Here is a 20,961-nt window from a genome sequence, read left to right on the forward strand (position 1 = left end):
TAAGATGAATTAGGTAGCAACATAATAAAGTATATAAATAATATTAATTGAATCATACATAATTAAAAAGAGGCTGATTAGTATTTATAAAATAAAATCAGTCTCTTTATGAATAACGAATTATTATTCTGGTTGAGGTGCATCTACAGGACAAGCTCCTGCACAAGAACCACAGTCTATACAAGAACCAGCATCTATAACATATGCGTCGTCTCCAGCTGATATACAGCTAACAGGGCATTCAGCCTCACAAGCACCACAGCTTATACAAGCGTCAGTAATTTTATATGCCATTTTGAAATCCTCCCTTTTATATGTATTGTAATTCAATAACATTATAACAAATATTATTGAATATAACAATTAAATTAATTCTACAACAAAAACTTTATTATGATATTCTTGTTTTAAAGTTTTACAATAAAGTTTAATCTGCTTATATTTTTATTTGTTTTAAAGAAGTTTATTTTAAAAATAAAATTAAATTTAAAAAGTTATGTATTGATTATATTTAAAAATGTTATACTCTAAAAAAGTATATTTTATTTAAAAATTTATTAATACAAAGGAGATTTACTATGAAAAATAAATTAGTTTACATATGTATTATGAGTCTATTGCTATTTGTAGTAGGATGTTCTAATAATCCAAATAAGGAAAGTACCATTAAAAAAGACTCTAAGAATAACCAAAGCCAAGTTAAAGAAGAAAAAAGAGAACCTGTGAAAAAAGATATAACTATAAGTTTCGCTGGTGATGTAACTATGGGGAACTATAAAGGTTCATCATATTATGGCAGTTTTGACCATGAATTTAAAAGACAAGGAGAAGATTACAATTATTTTCTTAAAAATGTAAAACCTGTATTTGAAAAAGATGACTTAACAGTGGTTAATTTAGAAGGTCCACTTACTACAGCGTCAAATGCAAAAGAAAAAAAATTTGCATTTAAAGGAAAGCCTGGATATGTAAATATTTTAAAATCTGGAAGTGTAGAGGCAGTAAGTATTGCAAATAATCATTCAGAAGATTATTTTGAAGAAGGAATGAAAGATACACAGTTTATATTGGACGAGAATAAAATAAATTATTTTGGATTAGGGAAAGATGCTGTTGTAGATGTCAAAGGAATTAAAGTGGGTCTATTAGGGTATAATGGATTATCAACTGAATATAATGAAAAAAATTTAAAACAAATGGAAGATGATATTAAGTCCTTAAAAAAGAAATCGGATGTTGTTGTAGTGTACTTTCATTGGGGGATAGAATTAGATTATTATCCAGATAAAAAACAAAAAGATTTTGCTCATTATGCTATAGACAAGGGAGCAGATTTAGTTATGGGGTCTCACCCGCATGTGATTCAAGGAATAGAAAAGTATAAAAATAAGTATATAGCTTATAGTCTAGGGAATTTTTGCTTTGGAGGAAATAAGAATCCTTCTGATACAGATAGTTATATATATCAACAAACCTTTACTTTTTCAGATAATAAATTAACTTCAATTAAAGAGCCAAATATAATACCAACTTCAATAACATCTAGTAACTCCAGAAATAATTATCAACCAAAAGTATTGGATGGAAGTGAGAAGGATAGAGTTTTAAATAAACTTGAAAAAATAAGCAAAGATTTAAATAAATAAAATGTAAAAAAAAATAAATATATATATTTATTTTAATAATTTATATTTTGTTTAGGGTATGGTAAATCGTGGTATTAAATAAGTAGATTTTAATAGTTAAATTATAGTCAATTATAATAAAGCTATTTAATCTACTTTTTTAATATAAAAATATAAGGGGGAATTTGTAATGGCTTGTAACACTTGTAAAATGTGCGAAAGTGCAGACAAGAAATTAGAAAGTTTTGTAGCTTCAAAGGATGTTGAAACAGCATTTCATAGAACAGAAGATCAGAAAGTTAAGTGTGGTTTTGGACTTCAGGGGGTTTGTTGTAGACTCTGTTCAAATGGACCATGTAGAGTAACTCCTAAATCACCAAGAGGTATATGTGGAGCAGATGCAGACACTATAGTAGCAAGAAACTTTTTAAGAGCAGTAGCATCAGGAGCAGCTTGTTATTTACATGTGGTAGAAAATACAGCTAAGAATTTAAAAAATGTTGGAATAACTAAAGGTGTTGTTAAAGGAGAAAAAACATTAAATCAATTAGCAGAGATGTTTGGAATAGAAAGTGATGAAAAGTATGATAAATGTATAAAGGTTGCAGACAAAGTTATCAACGATTTGTATAAATCAAGAGATGATAAAATGGAATTAGTAGAAAAAATAGCTTATGCACCTAGAGTGAAAAAGTGGAAAGAGTTAGGTATAATGCCTGGTGGTGCAAAGTCAGAAGTTTTTGATGCAATAGTAAAATCATCAACAAATTTAAATAGTGACCCAGTAGACATGCTAGTTAATTGTTTGAACTTAGGTATATCAACAGGATTATATGGTCTTACACTAACTAATCTTTTAAATGATGTTATGTTGGGAGAACCAGTTATAAGAATGGCTCCTGTAGGATTTAATGTAATAGACCCAGACTACATAAATATAATGATAACAGGCCATCAACATTCAACATTTGCAAATTTCCAAGATAGATTAAAAGATGAAGATGTTATAAAATTAGCTCAATCTGTTGGTGCAAAAGGCTTTAAGCTAGTAGGATGTACATGTGTTGGTCAAGATTTACAATTAAGAGGAGAACATTATCAAGAAGTATTTGCTGGACATGCAGGTAACAATTTTACAAGTGAGGCTGTTTTATCAACTGGAGCAATAGATATAGTTCTTTCAGAATTTAACTGTACTATACCAGGGCTTGAACCAATAGCAGATAAATATAAAGTAAAAATGGTTTGTTTAGATGATGTTGCTAAAAAAGCGAATGCAGAATACATAGGTTTAGACAGAAGTAAATTAGATGAACTTAGTAACACTTTAATAGAAAAAGCATTGGAGTCTTATAAGGAGAGAAGAGGAAGTATTGAAATAGATATACCAAAAGACCATGGATTTGAACAATCTTTAACTGGTGTAAGTGAAAAGAACCTGAAAGCGTTTTTAGGAGATTCATGGAAACCTCTTATTAATTTAATTGCAGAAGGAAAAATTAAAGGTGTTGCAGCTGTTGTAGGATGTTCAAATATGACAGCAGGAGGACATGATGTAAATACTGTTGAACTTACTAAAGAATTGATTAAAAAAGATATAATAGTACTATCTGCAGGATGTTCTACTGGAGGATTAGAAAATGTTGGTCTTATGTCACCTGGAGCAGAAGAATTAGCAGGAGAAAACTTAAAAGAAGTATGTAAGACTTTAGGAATACCACCAGTATTAAACTTTGGACCATGTCTAGCTATAGGAAGACTAGAAATAGTAGCAACAGAATTAGCAGCTGAACTTGGAATTGACCTACCACAATTACCATTAGTGCTTTCAGCTCCACAATGGTTGGAAGAACAAGCATTAGCTGATGGAGCGTTTGGTCTTGCCCTTGGCTTACCTCTTCATTTAGCTTTACCTCCATTTATAACAGGAGGAAAATTGGTGACAGAAGTATTAACAGAAAAATTAAAAGACTTAACAGGAGGACATGTTATAGTGAATCCAGACCCTAAATCTTCAGCTAATCAATTAGAAGAAATAATAATAGATAGAAGAAAAAATTTAGGGTTAAAGGATGTGGAATGCAATGCATAGAATTTTTATAAATAAAGATTTATGTACAGGATGTAAGAGCTGTGTACTAGCATGTATGCTAAAACACAATAAAGATTATGACATGTACACTCTTGATTTAGAAAATATAGATAATGATAGTAGAGGGCATATAGAATTAGATAGTAAACATAATAATCCAGTTCCAATTCTTTGTAGACACTGTGATGAACCTGAATGTGTATTAGCATGTATGAGTGGTGCAATGCATAAAGATAGTGAAAGTGGAATCGTTTCATATGATGAAGAGAAATGTGGTTCATGTTATATGTGTGTAATGTCTTGTCCATATGGATTATTAAAGCCAGATGATAGAAGCAAGCAGAACATACTTAAATGTGATTTATGTAAAGATGAGGAGTATCCTAGATGTGTAGCTAATTGCCCAAGTGGAGCAATTGAATTACAGAAGGAGGAAAATGATGAATTATGTAGTGTTAGGAGCTAGTGCAGCTGGTATAAATGCAGTAAAAACATTAAGAGAATTAGATAAAGATTCAAATATAGTAGTAATTTCTAAAGATGAAAACGTATACTCAAGATGTATGTTGCATCACGTTATATCTGAACACAGAACTTTAAAACAAATAAATTTTGTTGATGAAGATTTTATGGAGCAAAATAATGTAAAATGGATTGCAGGTAAGACTGTTAAAGGTATAGACATAAATAAAAAGGTAGTTCAGACAGAAGACATTACTGTAAATTATGATAAACTTTTAATAGCTACAGGTGCATCTTCTGCTATTCCTCCTATAAAAAATTTAAGAGATGGAAATTTTGTATATTCTGTGAGAAACATAGATGATATTTATAAAATAAAAGAAAAAGCACAAAATTCTAAAAATGTAGTTATAATAGGTGCTGGTTTAGTTGGTATAGATGCATTAGTGGGATTATTTAAATATGAGCAGTTAAATATTTCTGTAGCTTTTATGGAAAAGTACATTTTAGATAGACAATTGGATGAATATACAGCATCAGTGTATGAAAATAAGTTCAAAGAAAAAGGTGTAAAATTTTACCCAAGTGCATCAATACAAGAAATTGTATTGGATAACAGTAAGAATGTTACAGGTGTTGCATTTTCAAATGGTGAAGTTTTAGATGCAGACATGGTAATTGTAGCTACAGGGGTTAAACCAAATGCTGACTTTTTAGATGGAACAGGAATAGAATATGATAGAGGTATAATAATAGATGATATGTGCCAAACAACACAAAAAGACATATATGCAGCAGGAGATGTTGTAGGTAAAAATGCTATTTGGCCTCTGGCAGTAAAGCAAGGAATTGTAGCTGCCTATAATATGGTTGGAAAAGATAAGAAGATAGAAGATGAATTTGCTTTTAAAAATAGTATGAATTTCATGGATATACCAACTATTTCTATAGGAATGAATACACCTGTAGATGATAGCTATAAAGTATTAACCAGACATGGAATTAATGATTATAAAAAGTTTGTTTTTAAAGATAATGTAATCTATGGAGCAGTTATACAAGGAGATATTTCATATGTAGGTGTATTAACTTATTTAATAAAAAATAAAGTTGAAATATATGATTTAGAAAATAGGATATTTGATATATGTTATGCAGACTTTTTTAATATAAAAGAAAATGGAGAATTTTGTTATAGTGTATAGTATATACGTGGAGTAAGGTTTATAAATACAGTAAATCAATAAATAGAGTTATTCTAAAATAAGAAAAATGACAAATCTTATTTAGAAATAGCTCTATTTTTTGTAATTAAATTTAAATTATATTCAATTTGTAAAATATTATTTTGAACAATTATACATATACTCTCTAGTTAGAGGTAAATCATTTTTTATACCTTTAGTGAAAAGTATTTGATGTATATCTATAATACCAGTGTTGAAAGCAGCAGCACAAGAACAAAGGTATAAATCCCACATTCTTATAAACTTATCATCAAACATTTCTTTAATCTTTGGAAGATTCTCAGAGAAATTTTTTTGCCAGTATAGTAAGGTTTTTACATAATGTAATCTTAGACTTTCTACGTCTATAGTATGATATTTGTAATCACTACAAATATGTATCATTTCTCTTAGGCTAGGAATAACTCCTCCTGGGAAAATATATTTTTTTATCCAAGGGTCTCCATAAGATTCCTGCAATCCACTTATATAGTGAAGTAAAAACAATCCACCATCTTTTAAAACAGCATTTACGTTTTTAATGAAAAGTTCATAGTTTTCTCTACCAACATGTTCAAGCATCCCAACGCTTACAACTCTATCAAACATAAGGTCTGATTTTTTTAATTCTCTATAGTCCATAAGTCTTACCTCAAGATAGTCTTGAAGGTTCTCTTCTTTAATTCTTGTGTTAAATTCCTTAAATTGCTCTTCGCTAAGTGTAATTCCAACGCCGTGAATTTTATATTTTTTTGCAGCTTCTATTAGTAAAAATCCCCAACCACAACCAATATCGAGAAGGCTCATACCTTCCTCTAAATTTAGTTTAGTTAATATGTGGTGAACTTTATTGACTTGAGCATCATAAAGAGTATCATTATCATTTCTAAAGTATGCACAAGAATAACTAAGTGTCTTATCTAACCATAAGCTATAAAAATCGTTGCCAATGTCATAGTGGGCATGTATTTCTTTCTTTTGATGTCTCATTGAATTTGATGAGTGCAATAGATGTTTTACAGCTGAATTATCAATATTGAATTTGTCTATTTGTTTTAAAAGTAGATTTAAAGTTAAGAATAAATCTCCCTCAACTTCAATGTCTCTATTTATGTAGGCTTCTCCAAGTGCTAAAGATGTACTTTTTAATAGTTCAGACTTGCTAATATCATTATTTACTATAACTTTGAACTGAGGGGAGCCCTCTCCAATTAGAAATTCTTCCTCATCTTTAAGCCTAACTAGAAATGGTGTTTCACCAAATCTCTCTAAATAGTCTTTTAAAAAATTTTTTGTAATATTCATATTACCAGCTCCTTCTAATGTAAATCCAGTAAGTTTCCCTGCTTAAAATATATTATAGTCCTTTTTTTAAAAAAGTAAAATTTTTTCAATAAATTTTTTATTTAAAGGAAATTTATTTTTTATAAAGAAATTTCATGTTGTAGTATATTTTTTGCTTATAAATTTTGGTACTGGATATAATATTAAACTGTTAATGATATAATAAATTTAATCTATAAAGTAAATAAAATTTTGTAATAAATAGTTAAAGCTATTTTATAAGGAGATATGTAGGATGGAAGTATATGCTTTGGTTGGGTCAAGTGGCACAGGGAAGAGCTTTAAGGCTTTAGAGTTCGCATATGAAAATGATATAGAATATATAATCGATGATGGGATTTTAATATACAAAAACAAGGTTTTAGCTGGGATATCGGCAAAACAAGCAAATACTACTATAGAAGCAGTTAAAAGGGCTATTTTTTATAATTTGGAGCATAGAGAAGAAGTTAGAGAAGCAATTAAAAAAGAAAATATAAGAAAAATTCTTATTATTGGGACATCAAAAAAAATGGTTAATCAAATTGTAGAGAGATTGTCAATTGGAAGGGTCTGTAAGTTTATAAATATACAAGATATAAGTACTAAATATGAGATAGAAATAGCAAAACAAGCTAGAAAAGAAGGAAATCATGTAATTCCTGTTCCAGCAGTTGAGATAAAAAGTATGGCAAGTGGTCTTAGTATAAATTCTTTGAAGAGACTTTTTAGAAAAGGAAATAATAGGAATATGGTAGTTTTAGAAAAAACAATTATAAGACCAACTTTTAGTTATATAGGAAAGTTTTATATTAGTGCTGATGTAATTAAACAGATTATTGAATATGAAGTATACAACTTTGGAAGCATTGATAGAATAAATAAAATCAATATAGAGAATTGCAATAATTTTATGAATATTTTTGTAAGTATAAATATCAATGATTTAGAAACTATAAAAAAAATTGAAGACATACAACAGACAATAAAAAAGTCTATTGAGAAAATGACTTTAGTTAATGTACAAAAAATAGATATTAACATTCATAAAATTAAAAAAATAAACTTCCTCCAATGTTAAAAAATAAACTGAGAAAATGATATACTAATTTGCAATAAAGTGTGCTATAATTAAACTGTAAATTTAGGAAATGGTTTTTTCTAAATGGAGTATACATAATTATAACGTATTTATAAGGGGGCTTTCAAATGTCAGGAAAAGATGTAAATGTCTTCGAGATGGCGCAATCTCAAGTAAAAAATGCATGTGATAAATTAGGTATGGAACCAGCAGTTTATGAATTATTAAAAGAACCTATGAGAGTTATAGAGGTTTCAATTCCAGTAAAAATGGATGATGGTTCTATAAAAACTTTTAAAGGATTTAGATCACAACATAATGATGCAGTAGGGCCAACAAAAGGTGGAATAAGATTCCATCAAAATGTTTCAAGAGACGAAGTAAAAGCTTTATCTATATGGATGACTTTCAAGTGTTCTGTAACAGGTATACCATATGGTGGAGGTAAAGGTGGAATAATAGTAGATCCATCAACTTTATCTCAAGGTGAATTAGAAAGATTAAGTAGAGGATACATAGATGGAATATATAAATTAATAGGTGAGAAAGTTGACGTTCCTGCACCAGACGTAAATACTAATGGTCAAATAATGTCTTGGATGGTTGATGAGTACAATAAATTAACTGGACAAAGTTCTATAGGTGTTATAACTGGTAAGCCAGTTGAATTTGGTGGTTCTTTAGGAAGAACAGCTGCTACTGGATTTGGTGTTGCTGTTACAGCAAGAGAAGCTGCTGCTAAATTAGGAATAGATATGAAAAAAGCTAAAATAGCTGTTCAAGGTATAGGAAACGTTGGTTCTTATACAGTTCTTAACTGTGAAAAACTTGGTGGTACTGTTGTAGCTATGGCTGAATGGTGTAAATCAGAAGGTTCTTATGCTATATACAATGAAAATGGTTTAGATGGTCAAGCTATGTTAGATTATATGAAAGAACATGGTAACTTATTAAACTTCCCAGGAGCTAAGAGAATATCTTTAGAAGAGTTCTGGGCTTCAGATGTTGATATAGTAATACCAGCTGCATTAGAAAACTCTATAACTAAAGAAGTTGCTGAATCTATAAAAGCTAAATTAGTTTGTGAGGCTGCTAATGGACCAACTACTCCAGAGGCTGATGAAGTATTTGCTGAAAGAGGAATAGTTCTTACTCCAGATATATTAACTAATGCTGGTGGAGTTACAGTTTCTTACTTTGAGTGGGTACAAAACTTATATGGATACTACTGGTCAGAAGAAGAAGTAGAGCAAAAAGAAGAAATAGCTATGGTTAAAGCATTTGAATCTATTTGGAAAATCAAAGAAGAGTACAATGTTACAATGAGAGAAGCTGCTTACATGCATTCAATTAAGAAAGTTGCTGAAGCTATGAAATTAAGAGGATGGTACTAAGATTTACTCTTAATAAATAATAGGATATAATTATTTAAGATATAAAGGGGCTGTACATAGTACAGCCCTTAAATTATGTGGCTTACAATGAAGTAAGCTATTTTTGTTTTAACTTATAAAGAACTTGATAAATTATGTAATTTAGAATGTATTTTTTACCACCACATGATTACAAATTAGAGGAGTTAGATTGAATTTTTAGACATGAACTTATGCATTTTAAAAGCAAAGACTTTCATTTAAAGTATCTAGTATTATTTTTAAAAATAGTATATTGGTTTAATCCATTTATATATAATGGAAAAATATATGGATTTGGATTGTGAATTTTATTGTGATGAGAGAGTTTTAAAAAATTGTACTGTACAACAAAAGCAAGAATATGCTCTAACTATTGTAAATTCAATGAAAAGAGGTACAAATTTTTCAAATAAATTTGTAGCTGGATTAAATAAACAATCTGATATTAGAAAAAGAGTAATAAACATGTTCAGTGAAAAATATAAAAATGGTATCTTAATGGCTTTGATTATAAGCTTGTTTTCTTCTATTACATTTTTTAAATTCGATTCAACTAGTATTATTGAAGAGAATGATTTCTTAGAGAGGTCAAGATATACGTTTGAAGGAAGGCAAGAAGACGTGTTTGTAACAATAGATTTTATATATGCAGATGCACCTATAAAACTTAGAAAAGAGCATGAAGAAAACTGTAGAGTCAATGGAATAGTACCAAAAGATTCAGATTCAATAGAAATTATTCCTAGATTTTATAAAGATTGTATGGATTTAAAAAAATAAGTTAGACTTAATATTGATGTTGATATTATGAATTTTTTATATTTAAGCAATTGAAAATTTTATTATAGATTCAATTTTATACGTGTTTAAGTATGAAATTTATAGATAGTTGAAATAATTAAATATGATTGATGCATAGGAATCATTACTAAGCTATAATTAATTATAGGGGAGTTTAAATAAATTATGAGTTACACAATTATAAAATGATAAAAATAGTTATCTGTTACAAAAAATGTATCTTTTTAATTAATAAAGATAATATGAAAACTTAAAAGGCAAATAAACTTAAACATAAAATACTCTTAAATAAGATAGGAGAAAAATGTATGTCTAACTTTATTCTAAATGGGATTTTTAGAACAGTTATAGTAAGTAGTCTAAGCATTCTTATGATATTGATTTTCAAGAAAAATGTATTTAAAAGATTTAGCAAAAAATTTAATTATTATATATGGATGATAGTTGTTATTAAATTATTTTTACCATTTACATATTATACTTTTACAATAAATATCTTGAGAAGTAAAAAACACATTAATATTAATAACATAAATTTAGAGGGATTTAATAATGTTTCAACTATAAGTAATAATATTATATTGTACACTTGGATTATAACTGTAGTAGTTTATTTAATTTACACTATATTTAAATATATAAAACTTAAAAATTTAATAAATGACTTATCTTATGATGTTGATGATGGAGAGATTGTAAATCTTTATAAAAATATATTAGAAGAATTTAATATAACAAAAGATATAAAACTCAAATACTCTTATGAAGTTGAAACACCAGCATTTTTTAATTCATGTGTGCTTTTGCCACCACATGAGTATAAATTGAAAGAGTTAGACTGGATTTTTAGACATGAGCTTATGCATTTTAAGAGTAGGGACCTTTATTTAAAATATGTAATCCTGTTTTTAAAAACAGTATATTGGTTTAATCCATTTATATATATAATGGATAAACATATAGATTTAGATTGTGAACTTTATTGTGATGAAAGAGTTTTAAAAAATCGAAATTCAGATGAAAAAAAGGATTATGCTTTAACAATTCTAAATGCAATGAGAAAAGGTTCAAATACTTCAAATAAATTTATAGCTGGACTCCATAAGCAATCTGATATTAAAAAGAGAGTTATGAATATGTTTAATGAAAAGTACAAGAATGGTATATTAATGGCATTAACTTTATGTTTATTATCTTCTATTACTTTTTTGAAGGTTAATTCAACGAGTATTGTTAATCTTAATATATTGCCTAAATATGATATGGAGAAGCTACATGTTTTTAGAGGAAGTGTTACACTTTTAGAATTTACATATGCAGATGCTCCTGAAAATGTTAAAAAAGAACATAAAAGAATGTATGAAGCAATGGGATTGATTCCTAAAGACTCTGATAAAATAAGCTTTGGTGTAAAATACTATGACAAGTTGAACAATTTATTAAGATAGATATTTATATAATAGCAAATAGCTGAAACTTAAAAGAATTTAAAAGTAAGTATTCACAAAAGTCCTAAAGAAAGTATTAATAATTATATTCAATTGTAAAAAATTTCACAAAACAACCAACTTTTATAGTTATTTCATCAAAAAATATACGCCATATAAAAGCGCATAAAAAAACACATAAAACAATATTTATGCGCACTTTAACCTCGAATGGTACAAAATTCTTTACTTTTACAGACCCATATTATATAATTAAGTAAATAATGTATATTTAGGTGACATATTGGATAAGCTAATTTATTTATTTTATTAATATAATAATACTATAAAAGTTATATAAAGTGGTTTACAAAAAAGTTACAGATAGAGCTTTTATTAATGTATTGTGTATTAGTATTTTATCCTTAGGTACACTTCACCTACAAAATAGAATCATAAGATAATTATGGGAAAATTTTAGGAGGTTTATCGTGAAGAAAAAGATATTAATACCAGTATTTGCATCAGTTATGGCATTATCAGTAAGTTCAATTGTAAATGCAGATGAAGTAAATGATTCATCTCAAAATAAGGATGATAAAACAAATACTGAATTAAATTTAGGTGAATATAAAGAAGTAAAATATAAAGTTGCAAAAATAAAAGATGGAGTAGCTATAAAGATAAGAGAAGAAGGTCAAGTTCAAAACATAGCTTATTCTGGAGATGAATTTACGGTTTTAGGAACTCAAGGAGAATGGGTTAAGGTTAAAGTTGAAGATGGCGAAGGTTGGTTAGCTACTAGATATGTAGATATATCTGAAGGTGTAGGATATACTAACGCTGATAAAGTAAACTTAAGAAAAGATAAGAGTGAAAGTTCAGAAGTAATTGAAGAGCTGGAAAAAGGAAGTTCTTTATTGGTTTTGGAAGATAATGGAGATTGGTTAAAAGTTAAAGATGGGGAAACAGAAGGATATGTAAAATCATCTTATATATCTGATAAAGCTCCTGTAATAGAAGAGCCACAAGTAAACCCAAGTATTGACCAAAATGTAGATTCTACAAATAATAATCAACAAAACAATGCAAATACTAATCAACAAAATAATAATTCAAATGTGCCAACAGCTAACTCTAATGCAGTTCAAGCTGTACTTAACTTGGCATATTCTAAGCAAGGTTGTCCATATGTTTGGGGAGCAGAAGGACCAAACACTTTTGACTGTTCTGGATTTACACAATATGTGTATAGAAATGCAGTAGGAAAGAATATACCAAGAACATCTAAAGCACAATCTAAATATGGACAAACTGTAAGTAAAGCAAATTTACAACCAGGAGACTTAGTATTCTTCACAACTAATGGTTCTGGTTCTGTTAGTCATGTTGGAATATATGTAGGTGGGGGTAATATGATACATTCACCATCAACAGGAAAAACAGTTAGTGTAACTAGTATAAATTCATCATACTATACAGCAAGATTTGTTACAGCAAAAAGAATATTATAATCGGTTTGTAATATGACAAATTGATAAATACATAAATATATATAAACGCTCTATATTATATTTAATTTAATCATGGAAACAAAAAATGATTATATTTTAAATGTACTATAGAGCGTTTTTGTATCACTTTAAATCTAATCAAGATTCAAGTTAATATGACTGTTAAATAGGAGCCTTTTCATATGATGATTATTTGCGCAATCCCTTGACAGGATAGGGCAAAGGTGGTAAGCTACTAACAGTACAAAAATACTTTTAATTTTAGTTCAGAGAGGCTAAAAAAGGAGGACGAAAGATGTTAAAATCAAGAAATTTAATCCAACCAGAAGACTTTTCAATAGAAGAAATAGATGAAATATTAGAATTAGCTCAAAAAATAATTGACAATCCGTCAAAATATTCTCGTATATGTGAAGGAAAACTATTAGCTACATTATTTTATGAACCATCAACAAGAACAAGATTAAGCTTTGAATCTGCTATGAACAGATTAGGAGGACGTGTAGTAGGCTTTTCAGAGCCAAATTCATCCTCTGCATCAAAAGGTGAAACTCTAGGAGATACAATGAGGATAGTATCTGGTTATGTTGATATAATAGCTATGAGACATCCTCAATCAGGTGCAGCTTCAGAAGCAGCTAGATATACGGAAGTGCCATTTATAAATGCAGGAGACGGCAAGAACCAGCATCCAACTCAAACACTTACAGACTTACTTACTATAAAATCATTAAAAGGAACTTTAGAAAGCCATACAATAGGATTATGTGGTGATTTAAAATATGGAAGAACTGTGCATTCTTTGGTTAAGGCTATGGCAAGATATAAAAATACAAAGTTTGTATTTATAGCGCCTGAAGAGTTAAAAATGCCAGATTATATAAAAGAAGCTATAAAGGGACATGCATATTATGAAACTAATAATTTGGATGATGTTATAGGAAGCTTGGATGTTTTATATATGACTAGAGTTCAACAAGAAAGATTTGAAGATAAATCAGAGTATGAAAGACTTAAAAACTATTATATTTTAAATAAAGCTAAATTAGAAAAGGCATCTAAAGATATGTTAGTAATGCATCCATTACCAAGAGTAAATGAAATAGACATAGATGTAGATAGTGATGATAGAGCTGTATATTTTAAACAAGCTAAATATGGAATGTATGTTAGAATGGCTTTAATAATAAAACTTTTAGGTATAAATGAAGACTAATAGTTATCATATAATAGTAAAACAAAGGAGATTTTGGGATGTATAAAATTCTGGAAAATATATATATAGGCGAAGATATGTATAGAATGAAAGTAAAAGGTAATTTTGAAGGTAAAATGGGACAATTCTATATGTTAAGAGCATGGGATACTTATCCAGTACTTTCAAGACCTATAAGTATACATGATATAGATGAAGAAGGGATAACTTTTCTTTATAAAGTAGTAGGAGAAGGAACTCAAATTTTGAGTAACCTAAAGGTAAATGATAATATAAAATTAGAAGGCCCTTATGGTAATGGATATGCTAAGGTTGATGGAAAGGTAGCTCTAGTAGGAGGAGGAATCGGTGTAGCTCCACTATATTTGGTTGCTAAAAATATAAAAAATTGTGATGCATATCTTGGGTTTAGAGAAGATGTTATATTAGAAGATGAATATAAACAAGTATGTAATAAAGTCTATACAACAGTAGGAAATACTTTTGTAACAGATATAATTGATGTTGAGAAATATGATTATATATTAACATGTGGTCCAACTCCAATGATGGAAAAATTAGTTAAGATGGTAGAAGGTACTAAAACGAGAATTATGGTATCTCTTGAAAACCATATGGCTTGTGGAGTAGGTGCCTGTTTAGTATGTACGTGTAAAACTAATGGAGGAAATAAAAAGACTTGTAAAGATGGTCCAGTGTTCTGGGGAGAGGACGTGATTTTTAATGGGTAATTTAAGTGTGAAATTTGGAAGTGTAGAATTTAAAAATCCAGTAATAATGGCGTCTGGAACTTTTGGATTTGGAAAAGAATATAATGAGATTTATGATATACAAAAACTTGGTGGTATAAGTAGCAAGGGTCTTACTTTAAATAAAAAACCTGGTAACAATGGTATGAGAGTTCATGAGACACCATCCGGTATGATGAATAGTGTTGGGCTTGAAAACCCTGGAGTTCAAGGATTTATAGACTATGAATTACCTTTTTTTAGTAAACTAGACTTAGTCAGAATAGCTAATGTTGGAGGTGGGACATTAGAAGACTACTTATTAGGGGTTCAAATGTTAAATGACAAGCCTATAGACATTATTGAATTAAATATATCTTGCCCAAATGTCAAAGCTGGTGGAATGGCTTTTGGTATAAAAAATGAAGTGGCAAGAGAAGTTGTTCGTGAGGTAAGAAACATAACGAAACTGCCTTTAGTAATAAAATTATCACCCAATGCAGAAGATATTGTAGGAATGGCAAAAGTTTGTGAAGAAGAAGGTGCTGATGGAGTTTCATTAGTTAATACTTTTAAAGCAATGGCAATTGATATAAAAAATAGAAGACCAGTATTTGAAAATGTATATGCTGGGTTATCTGGACCAGCTATAAAACCTATAGCTTTGAGAATGGTACATGAAGTGTGTAAAAATGTAAATATACCTGTAATGGGAATGGGCGGAATAACTAAAGCCACAGATGCTATAGAGTTTATAATGGCAGGAGCTACTTGTATCCAAGTTGGAACTGCAAATTTTATGAATCCTAGAATAGGTATTGAAATAATAGATGGAATTAATGAATTTATGGATAGAGAAGGAATAAAAAGTTTAGACGAAATAAGAGGAATTATATAAGGTAGAATAAATAGTATTTTAAAGATAAAAAATATAGATTAAATAAACAATAATTTTATAACATTAACATGGAGGAAAAATAATATGAGTAAAGTAGATGTAGTGGATATATTAAAGAAAAGTGATGCATTGTTGGAGGGACATTTTTTATTATCTTCAGGAAAACACAGTAATAGATACGTACAATGTGCAAAAGTATTAAGATTTCCAGAATATGCTGCTGAGGTATTAAGTACAGTTGTTGAACAAATAAAAGACTTAGATATAGACTTAGTAGTAGGACCAGCTATGGGTGGAGTAATAGTTTCTTATGAGTTAGGAAGACAATTAGGAAAAGAAGCTGTATTTACTGAGAGAAAAGACAATACAATGGAGTTAAGAAGAGGATTTGAAGTTAAAAAAGGAGCAAAGATAATAATTGCTGAAGACGTTGTAACTACTGGTAAATCAACTATGGAGACAAAAAGAGTATTAGAAGCCTTAGGTGGAGAAGTTGTAGGTGTTGCATGTATAGCAGATAGAACTAATCATGATATAGGTATGCCTATATATAGTGCTATAAAACTTGATATTCAAGTTTATGAATCTGATGAGTGTCCTTTATGTAAGGAAGGAAAATTACCAGTTGTTAAGCCTGGAAGTAGGGAGTTCAAGGAATTAGGGATGTAATAAAAACTTAATTATTTATAGTGTTACTTAAAAAATGTAAATTTTTTAGAGTAAAAATTTGTAATATAACATATAACTTAAAAATAAAAAGCAGTTAGCCTTATAAATGAAGGTTAGCTGTTTTTTTTGTTAAAAATATATTTACAAAATAAGAGATAGTAGCAGTACAATATAAGTATAAGGTAAAAGTATTATATATTAGGGAGGGGTAAGTATGAAAAATCAATTAAATGAAAATCATAAAAAGGTTGTATTTTTTGGAGTAGGTGCTGTAGGAGCTACTTTTGCAGAACAATTTTTTAACTCTAAATATGATTTTAAAATTCTTTGTGATAATGAAAGAAAGAAAAGATATTTAGAAGAAGGATTTATAATAAATGGAAAAAGGTATGATTTTGATTATGTAACTAAAGATGAGTATAAACAAGAGGCTGATTTTATAATTATAGGTCTAAAATATAATAATTTAAAAGAAAATATAAAAGAATTAGATGGATTAGTTGGAAAAAATACAGTTATAATGTCTCTGCTAAATGGAGTTGATAGCGAAGAGATAATAGGAGAAAGATTTGGAATTGAAAAAATGGTATATTCATATGTTACCAATATAGATGCAAAGAAAATCAATAATAATATTATACACACTACTAATGGGATAATTGTATTTGGTAACAAAGATAATAGTGAAGATAGAAAAACTAATATAATAACCGAAGTCTTTGATGATGTAAATATAGAATATACTTTATCAAAAGATATTCAACGAGATATGTGGTGGAAGTACATGGTTAATATTGGTGTAAATCAAACTTCAGCTATACTTGGTGCACCTTATGGAGTTTTTCAGAGTTCTGAGCATTTAAGAGAATTAGCAAAATCTGCAATGAGGGAAGTTGTTGCTATAGCACAAGCAAAAGACATATCTCTTACAGAAGATGATGTGGAACATTCATTACATAGAATACTAGAACATTCAAAAGAAGGAAGAACATCAATGCTTCAAGATGTGGAAGCTCATAGACTTACAGAAGTAGATATGTTTTCTAAGAATATCTGCAAACTTGGAAAAAAATATAACATACCTACTCCTATAAATCAGACTTTCTTTTATATGATAAAAGTAATTGAAAGTAGATTTTAAAGGGTCTTTGTAAGAAATATTGATAATTATTGATTTTAAATTTTATTAATGTTATATACTATTTAAGTTACTAAATATTTTTAACTCTTCAATGAAAATAGTTGCTGCTTTTGATAAAGTTATATCTTTTGGAAATATATATGAGAAATGTCTGTTGTAGCTGCTTCCAAGCTCTATGACAGACAGCTCATTGTTTAGAACAGGTAAGCTTGTCACTAGATTAGAGACTATTGTAATTCCTAAATTATTTCTAACAGATTCTTTGACAGCATAATTACTTCCAAAAACCATCATACTTTTTGGAATAATTTCTTTAACACTTAAAAACATATCTAAATAATCTCTGGTTCCAGAACCATCCTCCCTGACTATCCATTTTTGGTTTTGAAGTTTATCAAAACTAAAATCTTTTAATAAATGACTCTTGTATGGAAGTGCTAAAACCATCTTATCTTCAAAAAAATATTCTTGAATAAATGAAGGGGAAGAGCAAGTGCCTTCAATAAGACCAATGTCTAAAATATAATCCTTAACATGAGAAGATACGATTGATGTATTTTTTATAAAAACTTCTACATCTATGTCAGGATACTTTTTAGAAAATAATGCTAGAAAATTTGGTAAAATATACTCTCCAATAGTTAAACTTGCACCAATCTTTAAGTGACCAGTTATAGCATCTGAAACTTGGCTTACATCATGATAAGTAATATTTAAAAGATTTAATATTTCTTTAGCTCTTTTGTACAAGATTTGTCCACTTTCTGTTATAAAAATGGTTTTTTGTTTAATAGACCTGTTTATAAGCACAACTTTAAAATAATTTTCTAGATTTTTTATGTGTTTACTTACACTTGGTTGTGATAGATTTAAATATTCCCCAGCTTTAGTAAAGTTTTTGTATTCAACAACAGCTACAAATGTTTTTAATTCTTCAAACAATTTTTTGTCTCCTTTACCTAATGAAATTTTACATTTTTTATATACTTTCTACAGATAATTATACTATATATAATAACCATTAAAAACATTAATCATTACGATATTATATATTTATTTTACTTATGGTTATTACAATTATATACTATTGCTATGAAGAAAACTATATTAATTATAAGGTAGGTATATTATGTTAAAGAAAAAAAGCAGTTTGACATTAAAAACTATAAGGGAAATATTACCAGGACTGTTTGTATCAGTATTAGTAGGTTATATTAGTATATTTATTTCTATTTTAATTCCTAAGGTAGGGGCAGCATCAATTTCTATATTTTTAGGTATGTTTGTAGGAAACCTATTTTTAAATCAAAAGGTATTTCAAAAAGGTTATAAATTTTCAGAGACAGATTTGTTATCATATTCAATAGTACTATTAGGAGCAACACTCAGTGTATCTACTTTAATAGACTTAAAAGTTTCAGGAATTTTATTTATAATATTGCAAATGACAATAACAATAATAGCTGCACTTTATATAGGTAAAAAACTAGGATTTGAAGAAAACTTTAGATTTCTAATGGCAAGTGGAAATGCAGTATGTGGTTCTTCTGCAATAGGAGCAACAGTTCCAGTGGTTAATGCGACAGATAAAGAAAAGGGAATTGCAGTAACTATTGTAAATGTTACTGGTATATTTCTTATGTTTTTACTTCCAATAATATCTCAATTTTTATATAGCCATGAACTTGTAAAAACTTCAGCAATGATAGGTGGAACTTTGCAATCAATTGGTCAGGTTGTAGCAAGTGGAGCAATTGTTGGAGAAAATGTAAAAGATTTAGCTACTATTTTTAAGATAGTAAGAGTAATATTTCTAGTTGTTGTTGTATTAGTATTTGGACATATGAAAAATCAATCTAATAGGGAAATTCTTGAAGAAGAAAAGGATGAGATAAAAAAGAAAAAAGTGACTATACCATGGTATGTAATTGGATTCTTTATAACTTGTGCACTTTTTTCAATGAACATTATACCAAAAGAAGTATCTGTGTTGTGCAAAGAAATAAGTAACAAACTAGAAATAATAGCTTTAGCAGCAATTGGATTAAAGGTTAATGTAAAAGATTTAGTGAAACAAGGGAAAGAAGTTTCTTTATATGGTTTATTTGTAGGTACAGTACAAGTTGTATCAGCTGTAGTTTTAATAAAAATATTTATATAGTATAAAAATAGTATTTGTAATACTAATTTGATTAATTAAAATAATATGATACTAATAATTTATAATATAAATAAAAAATGAATTTCGATAAGTTTAAGTGGGTATAAACTTATAGAAATTCATTTTTTATTTAAGGTAAAAATTTAAAGTAAAATATTATTTTACATAATAATAACCTTATAAATTTTGAAATTACTTATCTTTGTGTTAAAATAAGTAAAATGCACATATTAGAGCTAAGTTTTTAAGTAAATAAACAAAATGAAAATATAAATATTAAGGAGATTTGGTATATGAATGTTTATGAAAAAGGTAATGGAGTTATACTAGAAAGAGTAACAGATTTTGACCCAGTACATATATTTGAGTGTGGTCAATGTTTTAGATGGCACAAACAAGAAGATGGCTCATACACTGGAGTTGCAAAGGGGAGAATATTAAATGTCAAAAAAGAGAATGATAAAATATATTTAAATAATACTAATTTAAAGGAGTTTAACAGCATTTGGTATAATTACTTTGATTTAGGAACTGATTATACAGAAATAAAGAATAAGCTAAAAAATATGGATGAATATTTAAATAAGGCTACTGAATTTGGATGGGGAATAAGAATATTAAGACAAGATGGATGGGAAATGCTTATATCATTTATAATTTCCTCTAATAATAGGATTCCTATGATACAAAGAGCGATAGAAAATTTATCAAGAAAGTTTGGTAAGTATATAGGTGAATATGAAGGTAATGAATACTATGCATTCCCAACACCAGAAGAACTAAATAAGGCCTCACAAGAGGAAATAAGAGCATGTCAAACAGGTTTTAGAGATAAGTACATAAAAAGTACTACACAGGCAGTTATAGAGAATAATGATGAGGTATCTGAATATACAAATTTAAGTACAGAGGATTGTAGAAAAGAGCTTTTAAAATTTAATGGAGTAGGACCAAAAGTATGTGATTGTATTGCATTATTTGGTATGCAAAAATATGATTCTTTTCCAGTTGATGTTTGGGTTAAGAGAGTTATGCAAGAATTTTATATAGATGAAGACATGAGTTTACCTAAAATGAGAACTTATGGAATCGATAAATTTAAAGAAATGTCTGGATTTGCTCAACAGTACTTATTTTACTATGCAAGAGAACTCGGTATAGGAAAATAAATTAAGGGGGAGA

At 28.3% G+C, this 20,961-nt stretch carries 19 protein-coding genes and 1 pseudogene; 17 read left to right on the forward strand and 3 right to left on the reverse strand.

Going from position 1 to position 20,961, the window contains the following annotated elements:
- Positions 1-123 precede the first annotated feature (123 nt).
- A complete protein-coding gene (locus CDIF1296T_RS01430) occupies positions 124-294 on the reverse strand; it encodes a DUF362 domain-containing protein (RefSeq protein WP_009888017.1) in 171 nt (56 codons plus the stop codon).
- Positions 295-578: 284 nt separating this feature from the next.
- Between CDIF1296T_RS01430 and CDIF1296T_RS01435 the strand changes: the two genes are divergently transcribed.
- The 4 genes from CDIF1296T_RS01435 to CDIF1296T_RS01450 all read left to right on the forward strand — a co-directional run bounded on the left by CDIF1296T_RS01435 (position 579) and on the right by CDIF1296T_RS01450 (position 5,384).
- Entirely contained in the window at positions 579-1,646 is a 1,068-nt protein-coding gene (locus tag CDIF1296T_RS01435; protein WP_009895264.1) for a CapA family protein, read from the forward strand.
- Positions 1,647-1,815: 169 nt separating this feature from the next.
- Complete coding sequence (cooS, locus tag CDIF1296T_RS01440) at positions 1,816-3,717, forward strand: anaerobic carbon-monoxide dehydrogenase catalytic subunit (protein WP_009888019.1); 1,902 nt, start codon at positions 1,816-1,818, stop codon at positions 3,715-3,717.
- Positions 3,710-4,183 carry a 4Fe-4S dicluster domain-containing protein gene (locus CDIF1296T_RS01445; protein ID WP_009895266.1) on the forward strand — a complete coding sequence of 158 codons (474 nt, stop codon included), beginning with the start codon at positions 3,710-3,712 and terminating at the stop codon, positions 4,181-4,183. Before cooS ends, CDIF1296T_RS01445 begins: the two co-directional genes overlap by 8 nt.
- Positions 4,158-5,384: an NAD(P)/FAD-dependent oxidoreductase gene (locus tag CDIF1296T_RS01450; protein ID WP_009895268.1), complete on the forward strand. Its 1,227-nt coding sequence runs from the start codon at positions 4,158-4,160 to the stop codon at positions 5,382-5,384. The genes CDIF1296T_RS01445 and CDIF1296T_RS01450 overlap by 26 nt, the downstream gene beginning before the upstream one ends.
- A 138-nt stretch (positions 5,385-5,522) precedes the next feature.
- Here the strand turns inward: CDIF1296T_RS01450 and CDIF1296T_RS01455 are convergent, their stop codons facing one another.
- Positions 5,523-6,710, reverse strand: a complete 1,188-nt coding sequence (locus CDIF1296T_RS01455) for an SAM-dependent methyltransferase (RefSeq protein ID WP_009895270.1) — start codon at positions 6,708-6,710, stop codon at positions 5,523-5,525.
- 274 nt (positions 6,711-6,984) lie between these two features.
- Here CDIF1296T_RS01455 and CDIF1296T_RS01460 point away from each other — a divergent pair, with 274 nt between their 5' ends.
- The 11 genes and pseudogenes from CDIF1296T_RS01460 to CDIF1296T_RS01510 all read left to right on the forward strand — a co-directional run bounded on the left by CDIF1296T_RS01460 (position 6,985) and on the right by CDIF1296T_RS01510 (position 17,618).
- Entirely contained in the window at positions 6,985-7,809 is an 825-nt protein-coding gene (locus CDIF1296T_RS01460; RefSeq protein WP_009895272.1) for a P-loop NTPase family protein, read from the forward strand.
- Between the two features lie 128 nt (positions 7,810-7,937).
- Entirely contained in the window at positions 7,938-9,203 is a 1,266-nt protein-coding gene (gene gluD / locus CDIF1296T_RS01465; protein WP_003420866.1) for an NAD-specific glutamate dehydrogenase, read from the forward strand.
- 212 nt (positions 9,204-9,415) lie between these two features.
- Positions 9,416-9,629: pseudogene (locus CDIF1296T_RS19965) on the forward strand (M56 family metallopeptidase); the annotation flags it as partial.
- Positions 9,630-9,722: 93 nt separating this feature from the next.
- Positions 9,723-10,004 carry a hypothetical protein gene (locus tag CDIF1296T_RS19970; RefSeq protein WP_330363734.1) on the forward strand — a complete coding sequence of 94 codons (282 nt, stop codon included), beginning with the start codon at positions 9,723-9,725 and terminating at the stop codon, positions 10,002-10,004.
- Positions 10,005-10,333: 329 nt separating this feature from the next.
- Positions 10,334-11,473 carry a M56 family metallopeptidase gene (locus CDIF1296T_RS01480; protein ID WP_009895276.1) on the forward strand — a complete coding sequence of 380 codons (1,140 nt, stop codon included), beginning with the start codon at positions 10,334-10,336 and terminating at the stop codon, positions 11,471-11,473.
- Positions 11,474-11,943: 470 nt separating this feature from the next.
- Positions 11,944-12,966 (forward strand): C40 family peptidase, encoded by a 1,023-nt coding sequence (locus tag CDIF1296T_RS01485; RefSeq protein ID WP_003434503.1) that lies wholly within the window; start codon positions 11,944-11,946, stop codon positions 12,964-12,966.
- Positions 12,967-13,261: 295 nt separating this feature from the next.
- Positions 13,262-14,182: an aspartate carbamoyltransferase gene (gene pyrB, locus CDIF1296T_RS01490; protein WP_003434504.1), complete on the forward strand. Its 921-nt coding sequence runs from the start codon at positions 13,262-13,264 to the stop codon at positions 14,180-14,182.
- Between the two features lie 38 nt (positions 14,183-14,220).
- Positions 14,221-14,913, forward strand: a complete 693-nt coding sequence (locus tag CDIF1296T_RS01495; protein WP_003434506.1) for a dihydroorotate dehydrogenase electron transfer subunit — start codon at positions 14,221-14,223, stop codon at positions 14,911-14,913.
- Positions 14,906-15,808, forward strand: coding sequence for a dihydroorotate dehydrogenase (locus CDIF1296T_RS01500; RefSeq protein ID WP_003434510.1), 903 nt, complete (start codon positions 14,906-14,908; stop codon positions 15,806-15,808). Before CDIF1296T_RS01495 ends, CDIF1296T_RS01500 begins: the two co-directional genes overlap by 8 nt.
- Positions 15,809-15,892: 84 nt before the next feature.
- The gene (pyrE, locus tag CDIF1296T_RS01505) at positions 15,893-16,477 is read left to right on the forward strand and encodes an orotate phosphoribosyltransferase (RefSeq protein ID WP_003420885.1); all 585 of its coding nucleotides are present in this window, start codon (positions 15,893-15,895) and stop codon (positions 16,475-16,477) included.
- A 214-nt stretch (positions 16,478-16,691) separates the two neighbouring features.
- Entirely contained in the window at positions 16,692-17,618 is a 927-nt protein-coding gene (locus CDIF1296T_RS01510; RefSeq protein WP_009895279.1) for a ketopantoate reductase family protein, read from the forward strand.
- Between the two features lie 51 nt (positions 17,619-17,669).
- Here CDIF1296T_RS01510 and CDIF1296T_RS01515 read toward each other — a convergent pair whose 3' ends face one another.
- Positions 17,670-18,560 carry a LysR family transcriptional regulator gene (locus CDIF1296T_RS01515; protein ID WP_003435002.1) on the reverse strand — a complete coding sequence of 297 codons (891 nt, stop codon included), beginning with the start codon at positions 18,558-18,560 and terminating at the stop codon, positions 17,670-17,672.
- Between the two features lie 187 nt (positions 18,561-18,747).
- Between CDIF1296T_RS01515 and CDIF1296T_RS01520 the strand changes: the two genes are divergently transcribed.
- Positions 18,748-19,779 carry a YeiH family protein gene (locus CDIF1296T_RS01520; RefSeq protein ID WP_003425354.1) on the forward strand — a complete coding sequence of 344 codons (1,032 nt, stop codon included), beginning with the start codon at positions 18,748-18,750 and terminating at the stop codon, positions 19,777-19,779.
- 293 nt (positions 19,780-20,072) lie between these two features.
- Positions 20,073-20,948 carry a DNA-3-methyladenine glycosylase family protein gene (locus CDIF1296T_RS01525; RefSeq protein WP_009895282.1) on the forward strand — a complete coding sequence of 292 codons (876 nt, stop codon included), beginning with the start codon at positions 20,073-20,075 and terminating at the stop codon, positions 20,946-20,948.
- Positions 20,949-20,961: the final 13 nt, after the last annotated feature.

The organism is Clostridioides difficile ATCC 9689 = DSM 1296 (genome assembly GCF_001077535.1).
Lineage (GTDB): Bacteria > Bacillota > Clostridia > Peptostreptococcales > Peptostreptococcaceae > Clostridioides > Clostridioides difficile.

What these genes read in the sequence shown, in the direction of transcription:
- CDIF1296T_RS01510 (WP_009895279.1), top strand. Translation starts at nt 16,692, where the DNA reads ATGAAAAATCAATTAAATGAAAATCATAAAAAGGTTGTATTTTTTGGA.
- pyrE (WP_003420885.1), top strand. Translation starts at nt 15,893, where the DNA reads ATGAGTAAAGTAGATGTAGTGGATATATTAAAGAAAAGTGATGCATTG.
- pyrB (WP_003434504.1), top strand. Translation starts at nt 13,262, where the DNA reads ATGTTAAAATCAAGAAATTTAATCCAACCAGAAGACTTTTCAATAGAA.
- CDIF1296T_RS01480 (WP_009895276.1), top strand. Translation starts at nt 10,334, where the DNA reads ATGTCTAACTTTATTCTAAATGGGATTTTTAGAACAGTTATAGTAAGT.
- CDIF1296T_RS01525 (WP_009895282.1), top strand. Translation starts at nt 20,073, where the DNA reads ATGAATGTTTATGAAAAAGGTAATGGAGTTATACTAGAAAGAGTAACA.
- CDIF1296T_RS01500 (WP_003434510.1), top strand. Translation starts at nt 14,906, where the DNA reads ATGGGTAATTTAAGTGTGAAATTTGGAAGTGTAGAATTTAAAAATCCA.
- CDIF1296T_RS01460 (WP_009895272.1), top strand. Translation starts at nt 6,985, where the DNA reads ATGGAAGTATATGCTTTGGTTGGGTCAAGTGGCACAGGGAAGAGCTTT.
- CDIF1296T_RS19970 (WP_330363734.1), top strand. Translation starts at nt 9,723, where the DNA reads ATGGCTTTGATTATAAGCTTGTTTTCTTCTATTACATTTTTTAAATTC.
- CDIF1296T_RS01435 (WP_009895264.1), top strand. Translation starts at nt 579, where the DNA reads ATGAAAAATAAATTAGTTTACATATGTATTATGAGTCTATTGCTATTT.
- CDIF1296T_RS01455 (WP_009895270.1), bottom strand. Translation starts at nt 6,710, where the DNA reads ATGAATATTACAAAAAATTTTTTAAAAGACTATTTAGAGAGATTTGGT.
- CDIF1296T_RS01450 (WP_009895268.1), top strand. Translation starts at nt 4,158, where the DNA reads ATGAATTATGTAGTGTTAGGAGCTAGTGCAGCTGGTATAAATGCAGTA.
- gluD (WP_003420866.1), top strand. Translation starts at nt 7,938, where the DNA reads ATGTCAGGAAAAGATGTAAATGTCTTCGAGATGGCGCAATCTCAAGTA.
- CDIF1296T_RS01520 (WP_003425354.1), top strand. Translation starts at nt 18,748, where the DNA reads ATGTTAAAGAAAAAAAGCAGTTTGACATTAAAAACTATAAGGGAAATA.
- CDIF1296T_RS01495 (WP_003434506.1), top strand. Translation starts at nt 14,221, where the DNA reads ATGTATAAAATTCTGGAAAATATATATATAGGCGAAGATATGTATAGA.
- CDIF1296T_RS01430 (WP_009888017.1), bottom strand. Translation starts at nt 294, where the DNA reads ATGGCATATAAAATTACTGACGCTTGTATAAGCTGTGGTGCTTGTGAG.
- CDIF1296T_RS01445 (WP_009895266.1), top strand. Translation starts at nt 3,710, where the DNA reads ATGCATAGAATTTTTATAAATAAAGATTTATGTACAGGATGTAAGAGC.
- cooS (WP_009888019.1), top strand. Translation starts at nt 1,816, where the DNA reads ATGGCTTGTAACACTTGTAAAATGTGCGAAAGTGCAGACAAGAAATTA.